We start from the raw sequence: 26494 nt of genomic DNA on the forward strand, positions 1-26494 counted from the left end.
CGTTTACTAATAAATGTTGAATGAGGCGAGATTGATGAGAGCTGATGTAAGAGTCTGGGTCGAAGCCGTCACCCTGCCGACCTACGAGGTCGGTGCCGAAGATCCCAACCCCATGTTTCTCGAGAAGCGGGTCTATCAGGGCTCCTCGGGGGCCGTCTATCCCTATGGGGTGATCGACACCCTCACCGGTCAGAAGCAGATGAAGTCCTATCAGGCGGTCTGGCTGGAGAATGACTTCATCAAGGTGATGCTGCTGCCGGAATTGGGCGGCCGCATCCACCGTGCCTACGACAAGGTGATGCAGCGCGATTTTGTCTACTACAACGAGGTGATCAAGCCGGCGCTGGTGGGGCTGGTGGGGCCCTGGATCTCCGGCGGCATCGAGTTCAACTGGCCCCAGCACCACAGGCCCACCACCTTCATGCCGGTGGATGTCAGCATCCAGGAGCGTGAGGGCGGGGCCAAGACCGTCTGGCTTGGCGAGGTGGAGGCGATGCGTGGCCTGCAGGTGATGGCCGGCTTCACCCTCTACCCGGACAAGGCGCTGATCGAGATCACCGGCAAGGTGTTCAACGGCAACGACACCCCGCGCCACTTCCTCTGGTGGTCCAACCCGGCCGTCAAGGGCGGGGACGATCACCAGAGCGTCTTCCCGCCGGATGTCACCGCCGTCTATGACCACGGCAAGCGCGACGTGAGCGCCTTCCCCATCGCCCGCGGCACCTACTACAAGGTGGATTACTCCGCCGGGGTCGACATCTCCCGCTACCGCAACATCCCGGTGCCCACCTCCTACATGGCGGACAAGTCCGACTACGACTTCGTCGGCGCCTATTGCCATGGCGAGCGGGGCGGCCTGCTGCACGTGGCGGATCACCATGTCTCCCCCGGCAAGAAGCAGTGGAGCTGGGGCAACTGTGACTTTGGCCTGGCCTGGGATCGCAACCTGACCGACGACAACGGCCCCTACATCGAGCTGATGACCGGGGTCTACACCGACAACCAGCCCGACTTCACCTGGCTGGATGCGGGGGAGGAGAAGGTGTTCGTCCAGAACTTCCTGCCCTACAACACCCTGGGCACCCTGCAAAACGCCAACACCCGCGCCGCCATCAAGCTGGAGCGCACCGATGACGGGCTGCTGTGCGGCGTCTATGCGGTGGCGCCGCTGGGCGGGGCGCGCTTCGAGGTGAGTGACGAGGGCGGTGTGCTGCTCAGTCAGTCCCTCGATCTGCAACCGGGTCAGGCCTGGCTTGAGCCGTTCGCCCTCACCGGTGAGGGGCGCCTGCAAGTGCGCCTGCTGGATGAGCAGGGCCAGCCGGTGCTGAGCTATCTCGAGCATCAGCCGGCCGGCGAGGCCTTGCCGGATCCGGCCTCGGCGCCCTTGGCCGCGGCGGATCTCGACTCGGTCGATGAGCTCTACTTCATCGGCCAACATCTTGAGCAGTACCTGCACGCCAGCCGCTCCCCCTTTGACTACTACCTGCGGGCGCTGGCGCTGGACGGGGGCGACTATCGCTGCAACCTGGCGCTGGCGACGCTGGAATACAACCGCGCCAACTATGAGCAGGCGCTGGCGTATGCCAACCAGGCGCTGACCCGGGCCCACCGCCTCAACAAGAACCCCCAGTGCGGCAAGGCCAGCCTGCTGCGCGCCCATATCGAGGAGCGCCAAGGCCTGCTGGACGCCGCCTTCGACGACTTCCACAAGGCGACCTGGAGCGGCAACGGCCGGGATGCCGGCTTCCTCGGCCTGGCCCGGATCGCCATGGTGCGCCGCGATCCGGTGCAGGCGCTGCAATTTGTCGAGCGCAGCCTGGCGGTCAACGGTACCCACTACGGCGCCATCGCCCTCAAGGGGCTGGCGCTGCTGGAGTGCGGCGAGCGGGAGGCGGCCCTCGCCTACATAGACGAGCAGCGGGTCCGTTACCCGCTCCATTATCAGCTGGCCTTCCTGCGTTGGCAGGGGAGCGAGCAGGCGGTGGATCTCGAGGCGCTGCGGGCCCTGTGCAACGGGCGCGGGGTGAACCTCTGCTTCCTGGCGAGCAATCTGCTGGAGCTGGGTCGTCCCGAGCTGGCGCAGCAACTGCTCTCAAAACTGCCGGTGGAGGAGAGCCTGCCACTGCTGTTCCAGGCCAGCCTGCTGCCGGCAGGGGCGCAACAAGAGGGGCTGCTGCAACGGGCCGAGCGGGCCTTTGCCAGCAAGGTGCGCTTCCCCAACACCCTGGGGGAGGTGGCGATGCTCGAGCGGCTGCCCCACAGCGGCTTCGCCCGCTACCTGCTCGGCTGCTTCCACTACAGCAAGCGCCGCTATGAGCCGGCCATCGCCCTGTGGCAAGGGGTGTGCGAGCAGACCCCGGAGTTTGCCCCGGCCTGGCGCAACCTCGGCATTTATCACTTCAACAAGAGCGGCGATCTGGCGGCGGCCGAGCAGTGCCTGAGTCGCGCCTTCGCCCTCAAGCCGGACGATGCCCGCCTGCTGTTCGAGTTGGATCAGCTGCACAAGCGCCTGGCCATGGCACCCGCCGAGCGGCTGGCGCTGCTGGAGGCACACCGGGAGGTGGCCCTCAAGCGCGACGATCTGACCGCCGAGCTGCTCAGCCTCCAGCACATCGAGGGTCGACTGGAGGCGGCGGCCGAGATCTTGCGGCTGCGCCAGTTCCACCCCTGGGAAGGGGGAGAGGGCAGGGTCACCGGCCAGTACCTCATCAACCAGCAGCGCCGAGCAGCGGCACTGATGGCGCAAGGGCAGCATGAGCAGGCCATCCCGCTGCTGCAGCAGGCGCTGCACTATCCCCTCAACCTGGGTGAGGGGCGCCTGGTGGGGCAGAGCGACAACGACATCCACTACCTGCTGGCGCTCTGCCACCTCGCCTGCGATCAGCAGAGTCTGGCCGAGCAATGTCTGCGGCAGGCCTGCCTCGGTCAGGGTGAGCTGGGGGCCAGCCGTTACTACAACGATCAGCCGGTGGATTACCTCTTCTATCGGGGCATGGCGCTGGCCCGCCTCGGCCAGACGCAGGAGGCGCAGCGTCTGTTCGAGGGCATGGTGGCCTGGGCCGGGCAGGCCATGGACGAGCGGGTCGGGGCGGATTTCTTCGCCGTCTCCCTGCCCGATCTCATCGTGCTCGACGACGATCCCCAGCACAAACACCGCCAGCACTGCCTGCTGGTGCTGGCCCTCGGCCAGCTGGGGCTGGGGGAGCAAGCGTGCGGCGAGCAGAGCCTGCGCGAGCTGCTCGCCCTGAACCCGGCCCATGACAAGGGGCACCTGTTCAGCCTGCTCTGCCGCCAATCTCAGCTCCACTCATAACAAAAACCGGCGCTCCGCCACGGTGCGGCGCGCCCCAGTACCCTACAATCACAAGATAGCGAGAGTGAGTCATGAAAAGTTCGCGAAATCAAATGGATACGGGTGGGCTCAATATGGGCTACATCTGGATGATCTGCCTGGTGGCCGCCTGCGGTGGCCTGCTGTTCGGCTACGACTGGGTGGTGATAGGCGGGGCCAAGCCCTTCTATGAGGCCTATTTCGCCATCACGGATCCGGCCCAGTCCGGCTGGGCCATGAGCTCGGCGCTGGTGGGCTGCGTGCTGGGGGCCGCCATCTCCGGCTGGTCGTCCGATCGCTTTGGCCGCAAGAAGCCGCTGATCCTGGCGGCCGTCCTGTTCACCATCTCGGCCTGGGGCACGGCCGCGGCCGGCAACTTCGATCTGTTCGTGGTCTATCGCATCATCGGTGGCATCGGGATAGGTCTCGCGTCGGCGCTCTCCCCCATGTACATCGCCGAGATAAGCCCGGCCGACAGGCGCGGCAAGTTCGTGGCCATCAACCAGCTCACCATCGTCATCGGGGTGCTGGCCGCCCAGTTGGTGAACCTGATGATCGCCGATCCGGTGGCCAGCAGCGCGACCCAGGCCGATATCCTGGCGACCTGGAATGGTCAGTCCGGCTGGCGCTGGATGTTCGGCGCCGAGCTGGTGCCCGCCCTGGCGTTTCTGGTGCTGATGTTCTTCGTGCCGGAATCCCCCCGCTGGCTGGCCAAGGATGGGCAGTATGAGAAGGCGTCCCGCATGCTGAGCAAGATAGGCGGCGATGCCTATGCCAAACAGACCCTGGCCGAGATCCGCCAGACCCTGGTGGGAGAGACCCACAAGGTGTCCCTGGCGGAGCTGGGCAAGCCCTCGGTGCGCCCCATCCTCATCATCGGCATAGTGCTGGCGGTGTTCCAGCAGTGGTGCGGCATCAACGTCATCTTCAACTATGCGCAGGAGATCTTCGCCTCCGCCGGCTTTGACATCGACAGCACCCTCAAGTCCATCGTCGCCACCGGCCTCATCAACCTGCTGTTTACCCTGATAGCACTGCCCATGGTGGACAAGATAGGTCGCCGCAAGCTGATGCTGATAGGCTCCGCCGGCCTCACCATCATCTACGGCATGATGGCGGCGGCCTACGCCAGCGGCGTGCTGGGCCTGCCGGTGCTGTTGCTGGTGCTGGCGGCCATCGCCATCTATGCCCTGACCCTGGCGCCGGTCACCTGGGTGCTGCTCTCGGAGATCTTCCCGAACCGGGTGCGGGGTCTGGCCATGTCGGCGGGCACCCTGGCGCTCTGGATCGCCTGCTTTGTGCTGACCTACACCTTCCCGCTGCTCAATGCCGGACTGGGGGCCGCGGGTAGCTTCCTGCTCTATGGCCTCATCTGCTTCGCCGGCCTCATCTTCATCTACCGCAAGGTGCCCGAGACCAAGGGCGTGACCCTGGAGGCGCTGGAAGCCCAGCTGGCCCAAGGCAAGGTGGAGCTGACCCAGACCAAGGCGAGCACCTCTGCATGAAGGTGCACAACCTGAACAACCCGCATCTTCGGATGCGGGTTTCAACCCAGGGGGCCTGCCTGCTGGGGCTGGAGGATGACAAAGGGCGCCCGCTGCTGCGGGACACCGACTCCGAGGCTCCCTGGCAGCCGGGGCAGAGCGCCCTGTTTCCCATGTTGCCGCTGGCCAACCGGGTGGCGGGCAATGGCTTCGAGCTGTGGGGGGAGGCGCAGCCCCTGCCCGAGAGCGACGCCGATCCCGACTTCTTCCTGCACGGGGAGGGGTGGCTGCGGCCATGGCAGACGGTGGCGCAGACCGGCAGCTCGGTGACGCTGCAGCTCACCGGCCATAACGGCCCCTTTCACTATCTGGCGGAGATCGACTATCGCCTGCAGGGGCCGAGCCTGGTGGCGCGCATCGGCTTGACCCATCTGGGGGAGGCGCCCTGCCTCTATGGCGCGGGTTTTCACCCCTTCTTCTGGCGCGATGAGCAGACCCGGCTGCGCTTTCTGGCGAGCGGGGTCTGGCAGGAGGGGGCGGATCATCTGCCGACCAACTGGAGCAGCGCCTTGGCGCCCAACCTGGACTTTCGCCAGTGGCGGCGGCCACAGGGGTGGCTCAACCACTGTTATGGCGGCTGGCGCGGGCAGGCCGAGATCGAGCATCCCGCCCGCCGGCAAGGATTGCAGATCTCCAGCGATGGCGGCTTCCTGATGCTCTATCAGCCTGATGAGGGCAGCGGTTTCGTCTGCCTTGAGCCCCAGAGTCACGCCGCCAACGCCCACCATATGGCCGGTCACCCCGGTCTGCGGCTGCTGGCGCGCGGCGATCGCATGAGCCTCGGCATGACCATCAGCCTGCTGGCGACGCCATGAGTCGGCGCCTCGTCCCATCCCCATTTCGAGGCCCGCAAGGGCCTCAATCTTTGGGGCCGACGCGAGGGCCTGGGTGGGTGCAGGGCAGGCCGTCAGCGGGCTGCCGCGCCAGGCGCAACCTTTTGTTGACGCTTTCTTAACGCAGCCTGTATCTGCCGTGGCTTTCGGTGGACGACGACAGGCCCCGTTGCTCTACTCCGCGCCAGGTAAAAACAGCCGCGGCGACCAGCGGCCCCGGCTCACCCTGAGTGGTCCGGGCAAGGGAGTGAGAGAGGAAGGAGTGGCAATGAAGTTGGCTAAGTGCTTGATGATAGGATTGGCGGCCCTGGCGCTGCTGGGCTGTGGTGATGACGATGAGGGAGGCTCCACGGGGGATGGTCATCCCCTCTCTTCGTTGCAGATAAGCCCGGGGGAGGCCAGGGTCCCCGTCGGTTTCGAGCAGCAGTTCCAGGCGCAGGCGACCTGGGAGGATGGCTCGGTGCAGGACGTGACCCAGCACCCCGACGTCGTCTGGAGCAGCAGCGATGCCGCCGTGGTGACAGTGGATGAGCATGGCCTCGCCAAGGGGATCAGCCCGGGCACGGTGGTCATCACCACGACCGCCACGGTGAACAGTGAACCCTACAGCGCCACCGCCAGGGTGGAGGTCATCGACACCTATGTGACCGGGCTGCAGCTGACCCCGGCCAGCGCCACTGTGCCGGTGGGCTTGAGCCAGGCCTTCGTGGCCACCGCCAGCTTCTCAGACGGCCAGTCGCGGGATGTGACCAACGCCTCGGCTCTGAGCTGGTACAGCAGTGACGACAGCCTGGCGCAGGTCAGCAACGAGGAGGGCAGCAAGGGGCTGGCCACCGGGTTGGCGGTCGGGGCACTGACCCTGGAGGCCGTCGCAACGGTCAATGGCGAGCCGCTCCAGGCCTCCGCCCCGCTGGAAGTGACGGATGCCCTGATCACCGGGCTGGATATCCATGCCCCGCAAGATCCGCTGCCGGTGGGGATGAGTGCGCAGCTGAGCGCCTTCGCCAGCCTGTCGGATGGCAGTGCCCCCATCGATGTGACCGAGCATGAGGCCCTGAGCTGGAGCAGCAGCGATCCGGCGGTGGCGAGCATCAGCGACAGCGGGCTGGTTACCGGGCTGGCGCAGGGCGGCAGCACCATCAGGGTGAGCGGCACCATCAACGGAGTGCCCCTCGATGCGACCGAGCAGCTCAGGGTAAGCTCGGCCTTCGTCACCCGGCTCGAGCTGCAACCGACGGAAGGGACAGTCCCGGTGGGGCTGCAGCTCGCCTTCACCGCCACGGCGCATCTGTCCGACGGGACATCGTTCGACGTCACCGACAACCCCCTCGTCCAGTGGCACAGCAGCCAACCCGAGATCGCGACCGTCAGCAACCTCGAGGGCAGCAAGGGGCTGGTGACGGGACAAACGGCGGGCGTTGCCACCATCACGGCGAGCGGTACTGTCGAGGGCATGCCGTTCAGCGCCTCTGCCCCGGTGACCGTGTCATCCGCCGTGGTGACCAGTCTGGCGGTCACGCCGCCAGCGGCGTCCTTGTCCATCGGGAACCGGCTGCAGTTCCAGGCCATGGCGACCCTCTCCGATGGCAGCAGCCGGGATGTGACGGGCGATGCCACCACCATCTGGTACTCCGATGCCCCCACCATCGCGACTATCGGCAACGTGGATGGCAGCCGGGGAGAGGCCCACGGCCTGAGCGAGGGGCTGGCGCTCATCACCGCCAGCCTGGCCGGCGTCACCAGTACGGCGGCGCAGCTCACTGTGATGCCGGTAGCACCCGTGGCACCCATCATCATAGAACCGCGGTATAACCAGATCGCCTCGTTGCAGCTGAGCCAGGCGGAGTTCGCATTCTGGAATGCGAACTCCATCAACTCGCCCGAGGGACAGAGCGCCCTGAGGGAGCTGAGCGGGCGGGTCTACGAGCAGTTCCGGGACGAGTTTGACTTCATCACCGTGGTGATGAACAACGAGGAGGTTCCCACGACCCCTGTAGATATGCCCACCGGCGAGTACGCCCACGTCAGGAACGATGTGGCGGGCATCGGCCTTGGCATGTTTGATAGCTCGGCGGAGTTTCACTCGGATGGCAAGTTGCAGGGCATCTGGTTTTTGTACGCGAAAAGGTACCTGTCGACCTCGACCTACGGCCCCATACTGCACGAGATGGCCCATCGCTGGGCGAATTGGGTGGTGCCGCCGGCCACCGGCCACTGGGCGCCCTGGCTGGGCATCGTCGGGCAGCTGAACAACGTGAGCGCCAATTTCGCCGACATTGAGCTCTACCTGATGGGGTTGATGGAGTCGTCCGAGATGACGGATCCCGCCAGCCTGGCCGCCTACGAGCTGATCCCGGCCGACCAGAAGCCCAGGGTGCCTGACGCCGCGAGCGCGCAGAAGGAGTTTCGTACTCTGCTGCTGATCCTGTCGGATCGGCCGCTTACCGCCACCGAGATCCAGAACTACAACAACGGCGCCACCCTGCTGGCCCGCACCGACAACCCCTCCCAGCAGGGCACCAACTTCCACAAGATGACGGGAGGCAGGGGCACCCTGGTGGTGAGCGGACTCGATACCCTGGTCAAGCCGGCCCCTTAAGCCGGCGGAGTATCAGTCGCGCTCATCTGATCGAGCCGCGAACAGACGGGCGACACGGCCGATAACGGCCGCCCACCATGACATCATCCGGCGCCACTCATTGGCGCCGGATTTTTTATGACGATGGCAGGGGCCGATCGTCGGGGTCAAGGGTGGACGGGCGTCTCAGCTGGGCTGGCTTCGTCCTGAGGGGGCGGTTCGGGCCGGTAGCGGGTCTGCTCAATCTGATCGAAGCGCAGGATCAGGGTGTCGCCCCCCTTGAGGCGATAGGCACAATGGCTGCCGTTGCAGGCGATGCGGATATGGGGCTCATTCCCCAGCAGGGGCGACTGGCTATGGGCCTCGCTCATCGGCCAGCTGCCTTGTTCGAGGTGGGTGATCTGGCTGCGGGCCAGCTCTTCACCCATGGATCTGATGTGCTCGGCTGCCAAAATGACCAGCAAGGGGGGAAGGATGAAAATGGCGAATTTCAAGTAGGCACTTTTTAGCCAAATCAAGCAGTTGAAGGTAAAGGGGGCGGGATACTGATGGGCAATTTTTACTCCTCTCAGCACGATGGGAAGCAGCACGAAGCAGCGAATCAGCCACCAAGAGAGCGTCAGGCGCCACCTCGCCTTGAAAAACAGGACGCCGAGCATGATAACCAATCCCAAAACAGTGAAAACAAAGGGACTGATATATGGCATCAGCAGCTTGACGAGTAGAGAAAACCCGAAGAGAAGCGTGGCGTCAGCGGGCAGAGAGAACTCGGTGCTATCGAGTCCAAATTGGCCGACATAGCCATGGTAGTAGCGCATCCCCACGAAATACACGGCAGCGGTGAGCAGTGGGATGGCGGCTAACAGAATGCCGACGAAACGCAGCATTCCCCCTTTCTCTTCCTCTTCGTTTTTCGCGGCTCGCAGCTCTTGCAGATGTTTTTTAAGCCAGCGCCTGCGCAGGGCTGTCAGATCAGCGTCCATCTCATCCTTCCTTTCTATGCCTGAGTGATCAATGTTGCGGTTCAAGGCCCTGGTCAGGCGCCGTCCAGCGCATCGCCCCCATGGCGAGCAGGCCAAACAGTAAGAACAGATCCATGCAGGGGCTCCGAATAGGGAAAGGATGGCGTCAGTATGTTAGCGAGCCGGCAAGGGGGGCTGCCATCCCTACTTGGGTCAATCGCCGATATGAGCGCATGACAGATGGGGCTCTGCTGCTGCCCGGTCGTATCGGTGCCGCCTGAAGAGAGCAAGCTTGGCCTCGTCATAGGGGGTGGCACGCTGACATACAAGAAGGGGCCCTGAGGCCCCTTCGCTTTTCTTCATCTGCAGTCAGTGCCAGTCTCGTCAGGCTACCTTGCTGCTGCCTGCCAGGGTGCGGGCCAGCAACCCTTCCGGATTGTGGATGGCCTCCTTGGTCTTCACATCGATGATCTCGATGTCCTTGAATCGCTCCCGGTTCTTGATAGCCACGTCGTGGGCCAGGATGACGTAGCGGGCGTTGGCCACGTCCTTGGCGGTGATGCGGTTGATGATGCCGTTGGCGCCCTGGGTCTCTACCTTCAGCTTGATCCCCTGTTTGGCGGCCGCCTTTTGCAGGCTCTTGGCGGCGAGGAAGGTGTGGGCCACGCCTGAGGGGCAGGCGGTGATGGCGAGCACGTCCGCCTCACCCTCGGCCTCGATGGCCTGGTAGTCGCTGTCGGGCTGGCTCACTTCTTCATCCTCGGTCACCGGCTTTTTCAGCAGGTTGACGATGAGGGCCGTGGTCAGGGCGCCGAGCACTGTGCCCAGGATGTAGCCCATCTTGCCTTCCACCACCGGCAGCACTATCCAGCCGCCCCAGGGGGCGTGGTTGATGCTGTGCATCATGAAGCCGGTGATGTTGCCGACGATGCCGCCCGCGACTATGGCTGGGATGACGCGCACCGGGTCGGCGGCGGCAAAGGGAATGGCCCCCTCACTGATGCCGATCATGCCCATGATGGCGGCCGCCTTGCCCGCTTCACGCTCCTCTTTCTTGTAACGACGGGGCGAGAGCAGGGTGGCCAGCGCCATGCCGAGCGGTGGAACGCAGATGGCGATGCCGACGCCGCCCATCAGCCAGGGTTGGGTGTTGACCTGGGTCTGGGCGAACAGGGTGGCGACCTTGTTGACCGGGCCGCCCATGTCGAAGGCGGTCATGCCGCCGAGGATGGCGCCCAGCATCACCTTGCCTGAGCCTGCCATGCTGGAGAGCCAGTGGTTCATCCCGTCCATCATGGCGGCGATGGGGGCGCCTATCACCCACATCACTATGCCGCACACCAGGAAGGTGCCGATCAGCGGATAGATGAAGATGGAGCCGAGCGAACTCATGGAGTCCGGTAGTTTTATGCGTTTGAGCTGATTGACGATGAGGCCCGCGATGAAGCCCACCAGGATGGCGCCGAGAAAACCGGTGTGGAACTGCTGCACCGCGATCCAGGAGCCGATCATGCCCGGAGCCAGGCCAGGTTTATCTGCCATGGAGTAGGCGATGTAGCCGCCGAGCACGGCGGTGAAGAGCGTCAGCCCCGCGATGCCCATATCGGCCATGTCCTTGAGCACCCCGGCCTCGGGCACCGCGCCCTTGCCGCTCATCATCACCGACAGCGACAGCAAGACGCCCCCCGCGACGATGAAGGGGATCATGTGGGAGGTGCCAAACAACAGGTGCTGCTTGAGGGTGCCGAGCTGGGCCTTGATGCTGCGATCCTGGGGCTCAGGCAGGCTGGGCTTCGCCTGGGCTTTGGCTTGTGGCCGCGGCTTGGTGTCGGGCTGGGCGCTGGTCAACAGGCTGAGCACCTCGGCCTTGCTGCTGGCCGCCTGCATCTGCGGGATGAAGCCTGGCTCCAGCAGCTTGGTGGAGAGCTCGGCCAACACCTCGATATGGTGGTTGGCGCCCCCCGCCGGGGAGGCAATCATGAAGAACAGCTTGGAGGGTTGCCCATCTTCGGCGCCGTAGTCGATCCCCTGCCGGCTGATGCCGATGACGATGGCGGGCTGGAGTACCGCCTCGCTCTTGGCGTGGGGCAGGGCGACCCCCTGCTCGAAGCCGGTATTGTCGAGATTTTCCCGTGCCCAGAGGTCGCGTACGAACTGGTCCTGATTGGCAATCTTGCCGCTGGCCTTGAGCCGGGCGGCCAGCTCGACAAACAGCCCCTGTTTGTCTTTGGCGACGATGTCGAGGCAGATCAGTCCTTCATCTATCAACGAGGTGAGCATATGTGTCTCCTGGCTCCTTCGTGGAGCCGTTGCGATGGGTAACAATTGACCCGTCTATTGTTTCGCCCTTGCCGGCTCATCGAAATCGGACATATGTGCCCTTTACTGGATTTTTGTGTCAGTGCGCCGGGCCTGTGACCCTGCTCGCATTTTGGTTTCGAGAGGGGAGTCTGCCGGTCCGCATTTAATATCATTTAAAAACATATGGTTATTGTGGTTTTTGGAATAAGAGCCAAGAGGGGAAGGTGCCATCTGTCTCGCCGGTCAGCCACGGGGGATGGAGATTTGTGTGCTATTGCCACCCCCTGAAATGTGAGCCGTCTGGCAAAAATGCGGCTGGCGGGGGCTAGGGCAGACTGTTGCCATCGCGGCTTGAGGCGGCCAAACCGGAGGCGTGTACGGGCCGGCAGCAGGAAAGTGACGGCGAGAGCCATGGGGATAGGTGGCTGATATTGCTGCGCAATTGGAACGGGCAGGGGTGGCAAGCGCCCTTGCTCTGGCCCTGCCGGCCTGCTTGCAGGAGAGTCTGCACCCAATTTTTAGATTGGTTTATGGATAATCAATCGTTTATTTAGTTGGACAGTTGGGGGGATAGTGGTGTCACACTCTGTGAGCAGGTTGGCCAACAGTGCCGTCAGCCAGTGTGTAACCCTATTGATGTAAGGAGACATCCTGATGGAAAAACTTGACCAAGAGATCGACACCATGCGCCATGAGTTTGAGTCACAAGGGCAGAAGCAGGCCCATGACAAGTGGCAGGCCAGGGTCGATGAACTGCAGCGGGAGCGTACCGAGGTTCCCCAGCCGGAAGCGGCAGAACACTAGCCTGCCGACGGCCATCATGGCTACCGGTTGCGCAGATAATCAAAAACCACCGCCCCGAGACAGGGCGGTGGTTTTTTTTAGGGCTCATCTCGGCCTTGCTCGACTCTCTCAGACCGCGAGCCGGGCGGGGTCAGGCCGGGCTCGACTGCGGTTGCCGCCACATGCGGTACATGGTGTGGCAGTTGACGAACAGGAAGCTGACTTCGATCAGACTGCCCCCGATGGAGCCTATCAGTATGTTGTGGCTGGTCCAGCACAGGCCCCCCGCCAGCATGCTCAGCCGCAGCGTGATGCCCTGGGCGCGAAACAGTCCCCAGGTGCCTATGGTGGTGCCTAGGATGGGTAACCACTGCACCGGGTTCGTGATCTGGGGAATGCCGAGCACCCAGACCAGGATCAGGAAGAACAGCATCACCCAGGGGCTGCGGGTGTGCCCCGAGGCGGTGGTGCGAATGCAACTGAGACCTGCGCTGAGGGCCGCCGTGCTGGCGCCCATCAGGAAGAAGTGGAGGGCGATGGCCGCCTGATAGAGGCAAAGCCGCAGTCGAAAACGCCCGTCGTCCCGTTGCCGGAAGGCGCTGATCCCGACCAGCATGGCGGCAAGGCCTATACCCTGTGCCAGGGGTTGTTGCTGGAACAGCGTCCAGAGCGGCATCAGCCCGCTCGGCTCGGCGCTCACAGGAGAGGACCCTTGCAGAGCAGCCTTGGCTGGCAGTCATTGTGTTGGTTGTGGGTCGGTTTGCCGCAGGCGAGCGCGATTGTGAGCGCAACGGATCGAGTCAGGGGGTCATTCATGGGGAGCTTCTATCAGGGGGCCGTGGCCGGTGCGGAATCGTACCATGTGACGGCCGGCGCCCGTCAAGGCACCGCGCTGCGGGAGGGCCAAGAGAGGGAGGCCAGGTCGGGATCTGGCACCAATGACAAGGGCCATCGATGATGGCCCTTGTCCGGTTATCGCTGCAGCAAGACAGTCGTCAGCAGCGGTTGCCGGCGCGGGCGACCCGGCCCTCGGCCAGCAGCCGATAGTGGCCGGTGGCGGCGGGGACGAAGGCAGACTGACCCTTCTCCAGCCGCAGTATCTGCTCACCCTGCCTGAGCGTCACTGTGCCATCGATGGCAAACAGGATCTCGGCGCTGGAGGTAGTGAGGGCATGCTCACCGGCCGGGTAGACGCTGAAGGTGAAGTCCGGCACCGGCACCTCGAAGTGCTGCACCATGTTCTCGGCCATGCCCTCGACGCGGGGGGTAAGCAGGATCTGATCGTCGGGTTTGGCGACGCAACGGGTGCAGTCCAGCAGCTCGGCCACGTCTATGTACTTGGGGGTGAGACCGGCCCGCAGCACGTTGTCGGAGTTGGCCATGATCTCGAGGCCGGTGCCGCGCACATAGGCGTGGGGGGTGCAGGCATCGAGGAACATGGCCTGGCCCGGCTCGAGGGTCACCACGTTCAGCAGCAGCGGCGAGAAGAGCCCCACATCCCCCGGGTACTGGGCGGCCAGGCTGGTGATCAGCGCGAAGGTCTCCTCGTCCCGATGCTCGGCGGCATAGGCCAGCAGCCCCGCCAGGGCTTCCTCCTTGCGTGCGCCTGCCAGGATCAGCAACTGGTGGAAGAAGTGTTGCAGCCCCGCCTCATGCGGGTTGGCGGCGAGGGCCGCGACCAGCTCGGCCAGGGCCGGCAGCTTGACCCGCTCGAACAGCGCCAGGATGGCGGGAATGGCGCGAAAACCGTTCATCGCCTGATAGGGGGTGAGGGCAAACACCAGCTCCGGCTTGTGGTTCGGATCCTTGTAGTTGCGATTGCTCGCCTTGGCGTCGATGCCGGCGGCCTCTTCCTTGGCAAAACCGGCTTCGGCCTGCGCCTTGCTGGGATGCACCTGGATGGAGAGCGCCTTCTCGGCACAGAGCACCTTGAACAGGAACGGCAGGCTGCCGAAGCGGGCGACGGTGGCCTCGCCCAGCACGGCGCTGGGGGCGGCCTCGATAACGGCGGAGAGCTTCTGTGCGCCGCCCGCCAGGTTCACCTCGGAGCAGCCGTTGGGATGGGCGCCCATCCACAGCTCGGCCTGGGGTTTGCCGTCCGGATTGGGGATGCCAAACAGGGTGGTGAGGGCGTCATGGCTGCCCCAGTCATAGCCTTGAATCGGGTTTTGCATCAACAGAAAGGAGGGCAGATCTCGACTGCTCATAAGGGACGCCTCATTGAGTTTGAAGAAAGTGGTTTGCAGAAAAGGGTGGAATTGACGGTCCGGCCCGGACTATAACATGGGCGACCTTTGCCGCCGCAATCGCTTGCCTCTCTCTTGATCGGGATCATCATGTCACTCATCTTCAGCCAGCTGCTCGACGGCGCCCTCCACGAACAGGTTCCTTTCGAGCAGATCTGGTTCGCCAGCGAACAGGGGGTTCCACCCGGCTTCAGCTATCAGGTCAACTTTCCGCGCCTCGAACTGGTGTTCAGCGGCGAATACCGCAACCAGATCTGGGACAAGGAGCTGGGCTGCAAGGAGATCAGCGTACTGCCGGGGCAGGCGCTCTACATCCCCCCCAACGGCTGGAACAAGCCACAATGGACCACCGACTGCTCGGTGCTGAGCCTGCTGTTTGGCAAGCGCCAGCTCGGCTTCAGCCTGGTGAGCAAGCGGCGGGAGGACCCCGACTTCTTCGATGTGCAAAAGCACAGCATCATGGCCAGGGCCGGCCACGTGCTCGAACACATCTTGGCGGCGCTCAACGTGCTGACCGAGGATCCCGGCCGCTCCCCCACCGACAACCACCTGCTGCAGGCGCTGCTCACCAGCGCCCGCCAGCTGCTGGCAGAGTCCGCCGCCGAGCGGCCCAGGGGGGCGGATCTGTTTCACGGCATCTGCATCTACATTCAGGAGAACTTTCACCGCCCCGTCACCCGGGACTCCATCGCCCACCGCTTCAACGTCTCGGCCAGCCATCTCTCCCACCTGTTTCGCGAGCAGGGCCACATGCGGCTGGCGGACTACATCAGCTGGGTGCGGATCGACAGGGCCAAGTTCATGCTGAAAAAGTACCGCTTCCGGCTGGAGGAGGTGGCGAGCCGCTGCGGTTACGGCGATGTGAACTATTTCTGCCGGGTGTTCAAGCAGAAGACCGGGTTGACCCCGTCCCAGTACCGCTCCCTGAGCCAGCCCCAGGGGCAGCCGGAGGATCTGGCGGGATGAGGACGGATGCCATTGGACCCGCATCGGCGCTGGCGCCGGCGGGCCTCGCCGCGTGCCGGGCACGCACGGACAGAGCGCACTGTGATCCAGTACTCGACTATGGTCGGACATGCACGCTCGCCATTTGATTATGAAAATGGATGGGCTAAGATGGCCGCGCGCAACGATCAGATTTATAACAAACGGAAGTTAGGAGATGCCGATGGAAAGCAAAGTAGTTATCCCGACCCAGGGTCAGAAAATCACAGTCGATGCCAACGGCAAGCTGAAGGTTCCCAACAACCCGATCATTCCGTTTATCGAAGGGGATGGCATCGGTGTGGACGTGACCCCGGCCATGTTGAGTGTGGTGAATGCCGCGGTCGAGAAAGCCTACAAAGGCGAGCGCAAGATCGCCTGGATGGAGATCTATACCGGCGAGAAATCGACTCATGTCTATGGCGAAGGTGCCTGGCTGCCGGCCGAAACCCTGGATTTCATTCGTGAATACTGCGTGGCCATCAAGGGCCCGCTGACCACCCCGGTCGGTGGCGGTATTCGCTCCCTCAACGTGGCCCTGCGCCAGGAGCTGGATCTCTACATCTGCCTGCGCCCGGTCCGTTACTACGAAGGGACCCCGAGCCCGGTCAAGCGTCCGGATCTGACCGACATGGTGATCTTCCGCGAGAACGCCGAAGACATCTACGCCGGCATCGAGTGGAAGGCTGACAGCGATGAAGCGAAGAAGGTCATCGCCTTCCTGCAAAACGAGATGGGCGTGAAGAAGATCCGCTTCCCCGAGTCTTGCGGCATCGGCATCAAGCCCATGTCCAAGGCCGGGACCGAGCGTCTGGTCCGTGCCGCCATCGAGTACGCCGTCGACAACGATCGCGACTCCGTGACCCTGGTGCACAAGGGCAACATCATGAAGTTCACCGAAGGTGCCTTCAAGGATTGGGGCTATGCCCTGGCCCAGAAAGAGTACGACGCCCAGTTGATCGACGGCGGCCCCTGGTGCTCCTTCAAGAACCCCAAGACCGGCAAGACCATCATCGTCAAGGACGTCATCGCCGATGCCTTCCTGCAACAGATCCTGCTGCGCCCGGCCGAGTATGACGTCATCGCCTGTATGAACCTCAACGGTGACTACATCTCCGACGCCCTGGCCGCTCAGGTCGGTGGCATCGGCATCGCCCCCGGCGCCAACATTGGTGACGGTGTGGCCCTGTTCGAGGCGACTCACGGCACCGCGCCCAAGTATGCCGGTCAGGACAAGGTCAACCCGGGTTCGCTGATCCTCTCCGCCGAGATGATGCTGCGCCACCTGGGTTGGGTCGAAGCGGCCGATCTCATCATCAAGGGCATGGAAGCGGCCATCGCCAACAAGACGGTCACCTATGACTTCGAGCGACTGATGGAAGGCGCCACCCTGCGCTCCTGCTCCCAGTTCGCCCAGGACATGGTCGACCAGATGTAATCGGGTTTCCCAAAAGCAAAACCGGCGCCATGAGCGCCGGTTTTTTTATGGGTGACAGACGAAGGCTCTTGCCTTATTGCGCCTGCTCTATGTGTTGTTGATAACGTTGCTGCCACTTGCTGCTCTCGGCTTCGTCGCCCTGGGCCTGCCAGAACTCGCAGATGGAGTTAGCGAGTTCGGAGGCCATGGCGTGATCGCCATCGCGACGGCTCATCAGATATTGTCCCAGCCAGCTTTGATACTGTTTCATTGCCCGATCTCCTTATCTAAGGTGCCCTTGGTGATTGCCCTCTGGCCGAGCAAACTCGCCAGATATGACTCAACCAGGTCACTTGTTGTGCTGCGCGACTGCTCGTTGTTATCACCGGATTGGGTAGTGATCTCGCCGGATATGGGCGTCAACGGGGCGCAGATGTCAAAAAACGGCCCCTATCGTATCACAAAATAACCAACTTGGGGGGATTGACGGCAGGGGGAGTGACGTGGGTGCCGGCAGAGCTTGGGTAAAGAGCATGCCATCTTGCTGATCCCAGAAGAGAAAAACCCGCCAGGGTGGCGGGTTTTTCGGCTTAAAAAAAGATCAGATGTTGGCGGTGGCGAGGTATTTCTCCATCTCCTCCGCCGGCACCATGCCGCCGCCGGTGGCCCACACCAGGTGGGTGGCCTGTGCCATGCGCAGGGCATCCAGACCGCGGGATGCCTGCCACTCGCCATCGGCGCTGACCCGCCAGGGGCCCGGCATGCCGGCGAGGGCGGAAGGCTCGAGGCGGATCTGCTCATCCCTGTCCAGCAGCCCCAGCAGGTCATACATCTCCTGATCGCTCAGGGTGTAGAAGCCATCCAGCAACCGCTCCATGGCGCGGCCGACGAAACCGGAGGCGCGCCCCACCGCCAGGCCATCGGCGGCGGTGAGGTTATCGATCCCCAGATCCTGTACCGCGATCTGATCGTGCAGGCCGGTGTGCACCCCGAGCAGCATGCAGGGGGAGTGGGTGGGCTCGGCGAAGAAGCAGTGAACGTTATCCCCGAACGCGAGTTTCAGGCCAAACGCCACCCCGCCCGGGCCGCCGCCCACCCCGCAGGGCAGGTAGACGAACAGCGGGTGCTCGGCATCCACCTCGATGCCCATCTCATCGAACTGCTTTTTCAGCCGCTCACCCGCCACCGAGTAGCCGAGGAACAGGGTGCGGGAGTTCTCGTCATCGATGAAGAAGCAGTTGGGATCGCGTTCGGCCTCCTTGCGCCCCTGCTCCACGGCCACCCCGTAATCCTCGGCGTATTCCACCACTATGACCCCGTGTTCGCGCAACTTGCGCTTCTTCCACTCCCGCGCATCGGCGGACATGTGCACGGTGACGGTGAAGCCGAGCTTGGCGCTCATGATGCCGATGGACATGCCGAGGTTGCCGGTCGAGCCCACGGCGATGCTGTATTGGCCGAAGAAGCGGCGGAACTCATCGCTGAACAGCTTGCTGTAGTCGTCGTCTTCGCGCAGCAACCCGGCCTTGATCGCCAGCTGCTCGGCATGGGTCAGCACCTCGTAGATGCCGCCACGGGCCTTGATGGAGCCGGAGATCGGCAGGTGGCTGTCTTTTTTCAGCAGCAGCCGGCCGGTGAGGTCAACGCCGTAACGCTGGTTGAGGGTCGCTTGCAGGGCGGGGATGGCCGCGACTTCGGACTCCAGAATGCCCTGCATGGCACGGGTCTCGGGGAAGGCCTGGCACAGGTAGGGGGCGAAGCGGGCCAGGCGGGCTGAGGCGTCTGCGACGTCGCGTTGATCCAGCCCCACGTAGGGCAGGCCGGCCGCCAATGTGGTGGCATTGGGGTTGAACCAGGTCACAGGCTCGAGAGAGATCAGCGTCTGAACCAGCGGGTACTGAGCGATGAGTTGCGCAATGTCGGTATTTTTCATGGGATGTCTCTGTCTTTTACACGATATAGGAGAGCAGGAAGGTGCCGGCCAGCGCCATCAGGGAGGCGAGGAGGGTGGCACTGGTGTAGTACTTGAGCGTTTCGTTCAGGGTAGCGCCGCAATACTGCTTCACCAGCCAGAACAGGGAGTCGGTCACCATGGTGCAGCCGATGGCGCCTGAGCCGATGGCGAGGGTCATGATCTCCGGGCTGATGTTCGGGTAGTGCACCATGATGGGGGCGACGATGGCGGTGGCCCCCATCATGGCGACGGTGGCGGAGCCGACGGCGGCGTGCAGCACTATGGCCACCAGCCAGGCCAGCAGTATGGGGTGCATGTCCAGCTGGGAGAGGATGGTAGCGAGGCTGTCCCCCAGGCCACTGGCCTTGAGCACGCCATTGAAGGCGCCGCCGGCCCCGATGATGAGCAGTATGTTGGCGATGGAGGAGAAGCACTGCTCCGTCTTGTCCAGCAGCCCTTCCATCTTCATGCTCTGGCGGATCCCCAGCACGTAGTAGGCGGTGAAGGCGGCGATGAACATGGCGGTGATGGGGTTGCCGATAAACTCCAGCAGGGTATAGAGGATGGAGCTCTGATCCATGTTCAGCTCGGCCACCGTCTTGGCCAGCATCAGCAGTATGGGCAGCAGCACGGTGAAGAGGGAGGCGCCGAGGGAGGGGAGCTCGGCCTCATCGCGCGCCTCGATATTCGCAAAGGCGGCGGGCACGCTCTTGAACGGCACCCGCTTGCCCAGCAGCTTCAGGAACAGGGGGCCGCCGACCAGGGAGGCAAAGAGCCCGACCGCGAGGCCATAGACGATGACGGATCCGATATCGGCACCCAGCTGATTGGTGACATAGAGCGCGGCCGGATGGGGCGGCACTATGCAGTGCACGGCCATCAGGGCGGTGCAGAGCGGGATGGCGAGCGTCAGCAGCGAGGTGTTGGTCTTGCGGGCGATGGAGAAGGCGAGCGGGATCAGCAACACCACCCCCACCTCGACGAACAGGGTGATGCCGCACACCAGGCCGACCAGCACCATGATGACCTGAGGCGAGAGCCAGCGGCACTTCTGCAGGGTGAGACCGATGCGCTCGGCGGCGCCCGATACCTCCATCATCTTGCCGAGTATGGTGCCAAGACCGATGACGGCGGCGAGGAAGCCCAGGGTGCCGCCTATGCCCTCTTCCATGGCATTGACCATCTTGACCGGGTTCATCCCCATCATGGTGCCGACATAGAAGCTCGCCAGCAGCAGGGCGAGGAAGGGGTGGATCCTGCCCTTCACTATGGTGAAGACGATCAGGATGATGCTAGTCAGCAAGGTACCGACGACCCACATTTCAGAATTCATACTGCGCCTCGACAAGGGTGATAAGAGATGAACGATGGGCCTATTGAACGGGAATGGCGCCGGGCTGACAAATGATGAAAATGGCGTCTTGGATGAGCTGGGTTGATGCAAAGGTGCCACATTCATCACATTTAGCTGTAGATCTGTGACTTGGATTCGGTTGCTTCATCCTAAAGCGGGCTTTCCGGGATATCATGACGGCGATCTTTAGCCGGTGATGGGGAAGACGGATGTATACCGAAGACAACTATGTATCGAGAAACAAGCTGCTGAGCGGCTATCAACTCTCCAAGCTGCACACCTTCGAGGCGGCGGCCCGTCACTGCTCCTTCGCCCTGGCGGCGGATGAGCTGGCGCTCAGCCCGAGCGCGGTGAGCCACCGGATAGGTGCGCTGGAAGAGGAGCTTGGCTTCAAGCTGTTTCAGCGTTTTCACCGCAAGGTGATGCTGACGGCGGAGGGGCAGCGGATCTTCTGGGCGCTCAAGTCCTCGCTGGAGTTCATCAATCAGGAGATCCTGGAGATCAAGAATCAGGAGCTGTCCGGTTCCCTGACTGTCTACTCCCGCCCCTCCATCGCCCAGTGCTGGCTGGTGCCGCGGCTCGCGGACTTCTCCCGCCTGCATCCCCAGATCGATCTCAACATCATGACCGGCAACGAGAACGTCAACCTGCACGGTTATGGCATCGATCTGACGATCTATTTCGACGACAAGATGCCGGAGCGGCTCGCCATCCACCCGCTGATGGATGAATACATGGTGCCGGTATGCAGCCCCGACTATGCCGAGCAGCATGGGCTGCTGGATAACCCTGACAACTTGTCTCGCTGTCGCTTGCTGCACGACAGGCAGGCCTGGGGGTACGATTCCGACACCGACGAGTGGTGCAGCTGGGCCCGTCAGGCCGGGATCTCCCTCGACGGCTGTCAGTCGAGCATGGGCTTCGATCGCTCCGATCTCGCCATCATCGCCGCCATGAATCACGCCGGGGTGGCCATGGGCCGCAAGAACCTGGTACGCCAGCGGTTGGAGCGCAACGAGCTGGTGGAGCCCTTCCCGGGCAGGGAGGTGCGCTGCGAGCAGCGTTACTACATGGCGACGCTCCCCAACCGCCAGTGCCCCAAGATCCAGGCCTTCATCGACTGGATAGGCACCCAGGCCGCGATGGCGTGCTGAGTCGGAGGGCCGCAAGGCGGGGTATTCCTGTCGGGACTGGTTGACTCGCCGCGGTTTATTTTTATCCGGGGGCGGATAATGCCCTCGGTATTCGCAGTGGATGGCAGACTGACATGAGTCGGGAGAGATCTGGTGTTTTATCATCCCCCGGTGCTTGGATGACTCCATGCTCATTTATCGGATCGACGAATATCCTGGCTGAGGATCTGACCGCGATTAACCAAGGCTGAAGAAAATAATGTCTAGCCGCCATCTTTTTCAATTACGACAACAGTGTGAATTAACGGCAACGAATAATGGTCATGATGTTGTCAAGCCTTCTGCTGGCACTATAAAATCATTATGTTGTTATCGAGCGGACATGCTATTCTCAAACTGTGTTATCCCTGTGACATACAAAAATAATTCTGTGAGGAAGTAATGAACGAGTTTCTGAAAGTTCTACTGAACATTCGCAGCTTGCGTGCTGCCATTCGTGAACTGCCGTTTGAGCAACTGCAAGAAGCGAAAGAAAAGTTTGATCTGGTATATAACGAGCGTGCCGAGTCTGTTGAACAGGAACGTGCCGAGCAGGAAGAGCGTCAGCGCAAGCTGAGCGAATTTACCGAGATGCTGCAACAAGCCGGTATCGACCCGCGTGAGCTGATCGGCAGCGTCGCTGCCCCGGCAGCCGCTGGCGCAGCCAAGAGCAAGCGTGCTCCGCGTCCTGCCAAGTACAAGTATCAGGAAGATGGCCAGGAGAAGACCTGGACCGGTCAGGGCCGTATGCCGAAAGCCATTGCCGAGCAGGTTGCGCTGGGCAAGGATCTGAACGACTTCTTGATCTGATTGTCTGGATCCGCTTGTCAATAATGCCGCCCAATGGGCGGCATTATTATTTTTGGGATAATACAAAATCACCCCCATGGCGCCGCTGCACTATTTGCGCCGGCATATCTGGATCTGCATGATCATCTCGATCCAATAAAGAAGATTCCCCCTGCTGGAAGCAATGGGATCAACCCTGATCCCATCATTGCCGACCACTTGAAGTTGGACTCATACAGCCCATTTATTTTCACCTATGAAACTCGCAGAACCCTGTGACGGACCCCCTCATCGAGGAAATGAGAGGGCACTCTTTCAGTCAGACTTCTTCGTTCTCCCCGAGATGCTGTCCGCGTGGCCATAAAGGCATTAACTCATGTCGGGTTATTTAACTCGGGTTATCGCAGGTCTATTTGACCCTCGGCGACTGGCGATATGTGCAGCTTGTCTGGGGGATAATGATGGCGGTTATTTAATGCAGGGATCTGGAGCGATCCCTGGCATTAACAAATAAGCGGTCGATTAACTGACCGGTTGCACCTCTTCGCGGCGGGTCGACGGCGAGCTTGTCCCCTGGTATTGCCGACGAGCCTCGACGGCATCGGCCAGCATGGCCAGCAGCGTCTGGCTGTCATCCCAGCACAGACAGGCGTCGGTGACCGACAGGCCGTACTGGAGTTCACTCAGGGGGGCCGGTTTCTGGCTCCCCCCCTGCAGGAAGCTCTCGACCATGACGGCGGCGATGGCCTCGCTGCCCTCGCTCAACTGGCGACAGAGCTCCCCGGCGACCCGGATCTGGTTTTTGTGCTGTTTCTGGCTGTTGCCGTGGCTGCAATCCACCATCAGCCGATGGTTGAGCCCCTGCCGTGCCAGCCGCTCGGCGGCATCCATCACATCGCTCTGGTGATAATTGGGCAGGGTGCCACCGCGCAAGATGATGTGGCCGCTCGGATTGCCCTCGCTCTTGATCACCACTATGCCACCCTGGCTGCCGGGGGCGGTGAACAGATGGGAGGCCTCGCTGGCCTGGATGGCATCGATGGCCACCCGGATATTGCCATCTGTGCCGTTCTTGAAACCGACGGGACAGGGCAGGGCCGAGGCCAGCTGCCGATGTACCTGGGACTCGGTGGTGCGCGCCCCTATCGCCCCCCAGCTGATGAGATCGGCCAGGTAGAGGAAGCTGGTGGTATCGAGAAACTCGGTGGCGGTGGCCAGTCCCAGCCGGTTGATGTCGAGCAGCAGCCGGCGCGCCAGGCACAGACCCTGGCCTATGTCGTTGCTGCCATCCAGATGAGGGTCGAATACCAGCCCCTTCCAGCCGACGGTGGTGCGTGGCTTCTCGAAATAGGTGCGCATCACTATCAACAGCCGGTCCTGATAGGCCTCGGCGAGGCGTGTCAGGCGCCGTGCATAGTCGAGCGCGGCGAGGGGATCATGGATGGAGCAGGGGCCGATCACCACCAACAGGCGATCGTCTGCACCGGTCAGGATCTGGCGAACCTGGTGACGGTGCTGGTCAATCTGCTCCGCCATCTCGGCAGGGCAGGGATGCTGTGCCAACAGGTCGGCAGGAGTGGGGAGCGCCTCCACCGCGAAGGCGCGCATTACCGAATTCAAAACTGCCATCTGGGATTACCTTGCTGTGCAAATGGGGTCGATGAGGTGCCTGCGAAACCTGGACGCCGGATCAGGCGGCGAGGGACGCTGACACATCACCATTTGTTGAGAGTGATTATCATTATCTTGTTGTCAGTCTCAAATGCAAGCACTAGAACGAGGATCACCAGAATGGGGGGGAGGGGGTAAAAAGGGCAGAAACCGGATTGCAATCGGGCCCGATCCAGAATGGGAAAAGGCCCGATAAATACAAGGAAAATAAGGCGTTATCAGCTATCCATCACGACATGGCGATCCTGATGGTAGGCGTCCTCATCCTTGCCGTGGCGCCAGTAGGGCACCGCATAGACCTGGGAGCGATCCACCTCCAGCGCGCGCCTGACATGACGGCGCAGCGGCACCACCAGCCCCTCTTCCCCACCGAACCAGAAATAGCTCTGCTCAGAGGCCATGGGCAGGGCTGTGAAATGGTTCACCAGGGGCTCGGTCTGGTCGGGAGTACCGACAAACCAGCGCAGGCTGACACCGACGGGCAGCGACAGATCCTGCACATCTTCTCTATGGGGCACCAGCAGCGCGATATGGCCCCGGGCTTCGGCCGGCATCACCTCTGCCATGGCGCTGATGGCGGGCAGGGAGGTGAGATCCCCCGCCATGTAGTAGTGCAGGGCCGGCTGCAGCATGGGATCCGGGCCGCCGGGGCCTGAGATGGCCAGCAGATCGCCAGGCTGGACCCGCAGGGCGAAGCGGCTGGCCGGGCCGGCATCGCCGTGCAGGGCGAAGTCGATGTCCAGCTCCAGCGCCTCACGCCGGAAGGCGCGGATGGTAAAGGTGCGGAGGATGGGCTTCTGGCTCGGATCTTCCCAGCGGGGCCCCTTGGGGGTCGGGGTCGGCAGCACGGCATGGGGCTGGCCCGGCTGGGGCAGCATGATCTTGATATGGGCGCCGCCACAGCTGAAGGGGTAGTCGGCCAGCTCAGGGCTGGTCAGACAGACGCGGCGCAGATGGGGGCCCACATCATGGACCTGTTTGACTGTGAGCAGGCGAGGGCGATTGACCGGGGCGGGCTGTGACATTTGAGTACTCCTGACAGGCAATGGCGCTCATTCTTCATCAAATGAAAATTATTATCAATTGGTTTGTGGGTGGGAAGGAGGCCACGGCCGGGAGGGATATTTACCCCGGCCGTGGCACAGAGAGGCGGGAGACTAGCTCCGATCGCTCCCCCCCAGCGCCTGGTAGATCCCGGCCATGGTGTTGAGCTGGCTCTGCTGTTGGGTCAACAGGCTGAGCTCGGCATCCCACAGCCGATTCTGCTCATCCAGCCAGGGCTGTACCCCGGTGGCACCGGCCTGGAAGCGGGCCCGGGCCAGCCGCTCGGCCTCCCTGGCATAGCTCAGCTGCTGCCCCAGATAGTGCAGTCGTTGCTCGCCCTGATGGCGGGCGGCCAGCCCATCCTCCACCTCCAGCAAGGCACCGTAGAGCTGCTTGCGAAACTCGGTCTCGGCGATCTGGTAATCGACCTCGGAGCTGGCGATGGATAGCTTGGTCTTGTTGTACTCGAGGAAGGGCAGGGCCAGGGTGGCCCCCAGGGTCCCCACCGGATTCTGCAGCACCTGGGTCAGGGTGTCCGAGGTGGTGCTGGCGCTGCCGGTCAGGCTGAGGCTGGGGTAGAAGCTGGTGCGGATCTCGTCCCCCCTGGCCAGCGTCTTGCGCAGCCGCAGCTCGGCGGCCCGCACATCGGGGCGCCGGGCCAGCACGTCGGCCGGAATGCCGACCGCCAGCGATGGGATGGGGCTGGTCGTCAGGGCGGCCGGGATGAACTCCAGCGGACCGCTGCTGCGGCCGAGCAAGAGCCGCAGGGCATTGCCAGCCTGCTCCCGCTGCAGGACGAGGGAGGCGAGCTCCGCCTGCTTGCCGGCTTTCTGCTGGCCGGCCTGCACCAGATCGAGCCGGGTAACGGCACCGGCGTCATATTTGGCGCGGGTCAGCTGCTCGGCGCGGCTGTAGTTGGCGAGCTGGCGCTCGCCGAGGGAGATGGCCGAGCCGAGATAGGCCAGCTGCCAGTACTGCTCCAGCGCCTTGCCGATCAGCATCAGACGGGTGGCCGCCAGATCCTGCTCACTGGCCTGGGCCTCCCAGCCGGCCTGATCCCGGACCGAGGCGAGTTTGCCCCACAGATCCACCTCGTAACCCAGGTTGAGAGAGGGGCCCAGATTGCGGCTGGTCACGCCGGTGCCCATGTTCTTGTTGCCGCTGACCCCTATGCTGGCGTTGACCGAGGGGGTGAGATTGGTGTCGGCCAGATCGGCGCCAAGCAGGGCGTTCTTCAACCTGAGCCCCGCCACCTGCATATCCGGGTTGGCGGCCAGCACGGCATCGACCAACCGGTCGAGGGCGGGATCCTTAAACCCCTGCCACCAGAGGCCCGCCTGCTGCTGGGTGAGCCCCTCGTCGGCCTGCTGCCAGCTCGGCGCCACGACCAGATCCGGTTGGTGATAGGTGCTCTGCTGACTGCAGGCGCTGAGGACAAGGCCGGCGGCGAGGCAGAGCGCTGGTCGCGATAAGAGGCTGCGGCCCTGTCTGGATAAGAGGCGGCGCCTCTGTCTGGACAACTTGTGCATCA

19 protein-coding genes are annotated in these 26494 nt (G+C 63.0%); 9 read left to right on the forward strand and 10 right to left on the reverse strand.

Annotated features, from left to right (window positions below; all coding sequences use genetic code 11):
- Positions 1 to 34: 34 nt before the first annotated feature.
- The 4 genes from AACW18_RS10910 (at position 35) to AACW18_RS10925 (ending at position 8307) form a co-directional block, all read left to right on the forward strand.
- On the forward strand, positions 35 to 3313 hold the full coding sequence (locus AACW18_RS10910; RefSeq protein WP_218388645.1) for a DUF5107 domain-containing protein: 3279 nt from the start codon (positions 35 to 37) through the stop codon (positions 3311 to 3313).
- Positions 3314 to 3405: 92 nt separating this feature from the next.
- On the forward strand, positions 3406 to 4836 hold the full coding sequence (locus AACW18_RS10915) for a sugar porter family MFS transporter (RefSeq protein ID WP_256351837.1): 1431 nt from the start codon (positions 3406 to 3408) through the stop codon (positions 4834 to 4836).
- Entirely contained in the window at positions 4833 to 5690 is an 858-nt protein-coding gene (locus AACW18_RS10920) for an aldose 1-epimerase (protein ID WP_218388647.1), read from the forward strand. Before AACW18_RS10915 ends, AACW18_RS10920 begins: the two co-directional genes overlap by 4 nt.
- A 286-nt stretch (positions 5691 to 5976) precedes the next feature.
- Positions 5977 to 8307 carry an Ig-like domain-containing protein gene (locus tag AACW18_RS10925; RefSeq protein WP_218388648.1) on the forward strand — a complete coding sequence of 777 codons (2331 nt, stop codon included), beginning with the start codon at positions 5977 to 5979 and terminating at the stop codon, positions 8305 to 8307.
- A gap of 146 nt (positions 8308 to 8453) precedes the next feature.
- On the opposite strand, the gene AACW18_RS10930 is transcribed toward AACW18_RS10925, so the two are convergent.
- Positions 8454 to 9269 (reverse strand): hypothetical protein, encoded by an 816-nt coding sequence (locus AACW18_RS10930; protein WP_218388649.1) that lies wholly within the window; start codon positions 9267 to 9269, stop codon positions 8454 to 8456.
- A gap of 363 nt (positions 9270 to 9632) precedes the next feature.
- Complete coding sequence (locus tag AACW18_RS10935) at positions 9633 to 11528, reverse strand: PTS fructose transporter subunit EIIC (protein WP_218388650.1); 1896 nt, start codon at positions 11526 to 11528, stop codon at positions 9633 to 9635.
- 675 nt (positions 11529 to 12203) lie between these two features.
- On the opposite strand from AACW18_RS10935, the gene AACW18_RS10940 reads away from it, so the two are divergent.
- Positions 12204 to 12353: a hypothetical protein gene (locus tag AACW18_RS10940; RefSeq protein ID WP_218290719.1), complete on the forward strand. Its 150-nt coding sequence runs from the start codon at positions 12204 to 12206 to the stop codon at positions 12351 to 12353.
- A 130-nt stretch (positions 12354 to 12483) separates the two neighbouring features.
- Here the strand turns inward: AACW18_RS10940 and AACW18_RS10945 are convergent, their stop codons facing one another.
- Positions 12484 to 13032: a YgjV family protein gene (locus AACW18_RS10945; protein WP_084228359.1), complete on the reverse strand. Its 549-nt coding sequence runs from the start codon at positions 13030 to 13032 to the stop codon at positions 12484 to 12486.
- A gap of 295 nt (positions 13033 to 13327) precedes the next feature.
- Entirely contained in the window at positions 13328 to 14539 is a 1212-nt protein-coding gene (gene manA / locus AACW18_RS10950; protein ID WP_218388651.1) for a mannose-6-phosphate isomerase, class I, read from the reverse strand.
- Between the two features lie 129 nt (positions 14540 to 14668).
- On the opposite strand from manA, the gene AACW18_RS10955 reads away from it, so the two are divergent.
- Both AACW18_RS10955 and icd read left to right on the forward strand, forming a co-directional pair.
- A complete protein-coding gene (locus tag AACW18_RS10955) occupies positions 14669 to 15544 on the forward strand; it encodes a helix-turn-helix transcriptional regulator (protein ID WP_218328408.1) in 876 nt (291 codons plus the stop codon).
- 202 nt (positions 15545 to 15746) lie between these two features.
- The gene (icd, locus tag AACW18_RS10960) at positions 15747 to 17000 is read left to right on the forward strand and encodes an NADP-dependent isocitrate dehydrogenase (protein WP_218290722.1); all 1254 of its coding nucleotides are present in this window, start codon (positions 15747 to 15749) and stop codon (positions 16998 to 17000) included.
- Positions 17001 to 17073: 73 nt separating this feature from the next.
- On the opposite strand, the gene AACW18_RS10965 is transcribed toward icd, so the two are convergent.
- From AACW18_RS10965 to dsdX, 3 genes are all read right to left on the reverse strand, one after another.
- Positions 17074 to 17250, reverse strand: coding sequence for a hypothetical protein (locus AACW18_RS10965; protein WP_126623380.1), 177 nt, complete (start codon positions 17248 to 17250; stop codon positions 17074 to 17076).
- Positions 17251 to 17580: 330 nt separating this feature from the next.
- The gene (locus AACW18_RS10970; protein ID WP_218388652.1) at positions 17581 to 18912 is read right to left on the reverse strand and encodes a D-serine ammonia-lyase; all 1332 of its coding nucleotides are present in this window, start codon (positions 18910 to 18912) and stop codon (positions 17581 to 17583) included.
- Positions 18913 to 18928: 16 nt separating this feature from the next.
- Entirely contained in the window at positions 18929 to 20266 is a 1338-nt protein-coding gene (dsdX, locus tag AACW18_RS10975) for a D-serine transporter DsdX (RefSeq protein WP_042653863.1), read from the reverse strand.
- Between the two features lie 230 nt (positions 20267 to 20496).
- On the opposite strand from dsdX, the gene dsdC reads away from it, so the two are divergent.
- Positions 20497 to 21441, forward strand: a complete 945-nt coding sequence (dsdC, locus tag AACW18_RS10980) for a DNA-binding transcriptional regulator DsdC (protein ID WP_218388653.1) — start codon at positions 20497 to 20499, stop codon at positions 21439 to 21441.
- A 420-nt stretch (positions 21442 to 21861) separates the two neighbouring features.
- Complete coding sequence (locus AACW18_RS10985; protein WP_042653861.1) at positions 21862 to 22269, forward strand: H-NS family histone-like protein; 408 nt, start codon at positions 21862 to 21864, stop codon at positions 22267 to 22269.
- A 501-nt stretch (positions 22270 to 22770) separates the two neighbouring features.
- Here AACW18_RS10985 and AACW18_RS10990 read toward each other — a convergent pair.
- The 3 genes from AACW18_RS10990 to AACW18_RS11000 form a co-directional block, all read right to left on the reverse strand.
- Positions 22771 to 23877: a 3-deoxy-7-phosphoheptulonate synthase gene (locus tag AACW18_RS10990; protein ID WP_218388654.1), complete on the reverse strand. Its 1107-nt coding sequence runs from the start codon at positions 23875 to 23877 to the stop codon at positions 22771 to 22773.
- 260 nt (positions 23878 to 24137) lie between these two features.
- Positions 24138 to 24944, reverse strand: a complete 807-nt coding sequence (locus tag AACW18_RS10995; protein WP_218328403.1) for a siderophore-interacting protein — start codon at positions 24942 to 24944, stop codon at positions 24138 to 24140.
- Positions 24945 to 25076: 132 nt separating this feature from the next.
- Positions 25077 to 26492 carry an efflux transporter outer membrane subunit gene (locus tag AACW18_RS11000; RefSeq protein ID WP_218388655.1) on the reverse strand — a complete coding sequence of 472 codons (1416 nt, stop codon included), beginning with the start codon at positions 26490 to 26492 and terminating at the stop codon, positions 25077 to 25079.
- Between the last annotated feature and the right edge of the window lie 2 nt (positions 26493 to 26494).

It is taken from the genome of Aeromonas sp. sia0103, from assembly GCF_963895295.1.
GTDB lineage: Bacteria > Pseudomonadota > Gammaproteobacteria > Enterobacterales > Aeromonadaceae > Aeromonas > Aeromonas encheleia.

Bases quoted from the DNA above. Each gene is read 5' to 3' on its own strand.
- dsdX (WP_042653863.1), bottom strand. From the start codon at position 20,266: ATGAATTCTGAAATGTGGGTCGTCGGTACCTTGCTGACTAGCATCATC.
- AACW18_RS10955 (WP_218328408.1), top strand. From the start codon at position 14,669: ATGTCACTCATCTTCAGCCAGCTGCTCGACGGCGCCCTCCACGAACAG.
- manA (WP_218388651.1), bottom strand. From the start codon at position 14,539: ATGAGCAGTCGAGATCTGCCCTCCTTTCTGTTGATGCAAAACCCGATT.
- AACW18_RS10915 (WP_256351837.1), top strand. From the start codon at position 3,406: ATGGATACGGGTGGGCTCAATATGGGCTACATCTGGATGATCTGCCTG.
- AACW18_RS10920 (WP_218388647.1), top strand. From the start codon at position 4,833: ATGAAGGTGCACAACCTGAACAACCCGCATCTTCGGATGCGGGTTTCA.
- AACW18_RS10995 (WP_218328403.1), bottom strand. From the start codon at position 24,944: ATGTCACAGCCCGCCCCGGTCAATCGCCCTCGCCTGCTCACAGTCAAA.
- AACW18_RS11000 (WP_218388655.1), bottom strand. From the start codon at position 26,492: ATGCACAAGTTGTCCAGACAGAGGCGCCGCCTCTTATCCAGACAGGGC.
- AACW18_RS10965 (WP_126623380.1), bottom strand. From the start codon at position 17,250: ATGAAACAGTATCAAAGCTGGCTGGGACAATATCTGATGAGCCGTCGC.
- AACW18_RS10985 (WP_042653861.1), top strand. From the start codon at position 21,862: ATGAACGAGTTTCTGAAAGTTCTACTGAACATTCGCAGCTTGCGTGCT.
- AACW18_RS10940 (WP_218290719.1), top strand. From the start codon at position 12,204: ATGGAAAAACTTGACCAAGAGATCGACACCATGCGCCATGAGTTTGAG.
- AACW18_RS10930 (WP_218388649.1), bottom strand. From the start codon at position 9,269: ATGGACGCTGATCTGACAGCCCTGCGCAGGCGCTGGCTTAAAAAACAT.
- AACW18_RS10910 (WP_218388645.1), top strand. From the start codon at position 35: ATGAGAGCTGATGTAAGAGTCTGGGTCGAAGCCGTCACCCTGCCGACC.
- AACW18_RS10970 (WP_218388652.1), bottom strand. From the start codon at position 18,912: ATGAAAAATACCGACATTGCGCAACTCATCGCTCAGTACCCGCTGGTT.
- AACW18_RS10990 (WP_218388654.1), bottom strand. From the start codon at position 23,877: ATGGCAGTTTTGAATTCGGTAATGCGCGCCTTCGCGGTGGAGGCGCTC.
- icd (WP_218290722.1), top strand. From the start codon at position 15,747: ATGGAAAGCAAAGTAGTTATCCCGACCCAGGGTCAGAAAATCACAGTC.
- AACW18_RS10935 (WP_218388650.1), bottom strand. From the start codon at position 11,528: ATGCTCACCTCGTTGATAGATGAAGGACTGATCTGCCTCGACATCGTC.
- AACW18_RS10925 (WP_218388648.1), top strand. From the start codon at position 5,977: ATGAAGTTGGCTAAGTGCTTGATGATAGGATTGGCGGCCCTGGCGCTG.
- dsdC (WP_218388653.1), top strand. From the start codon at position 20,497: ATGTATACCGAAGACAACTATGTATCGAGAAACAAGCTGCTGAGCGGC.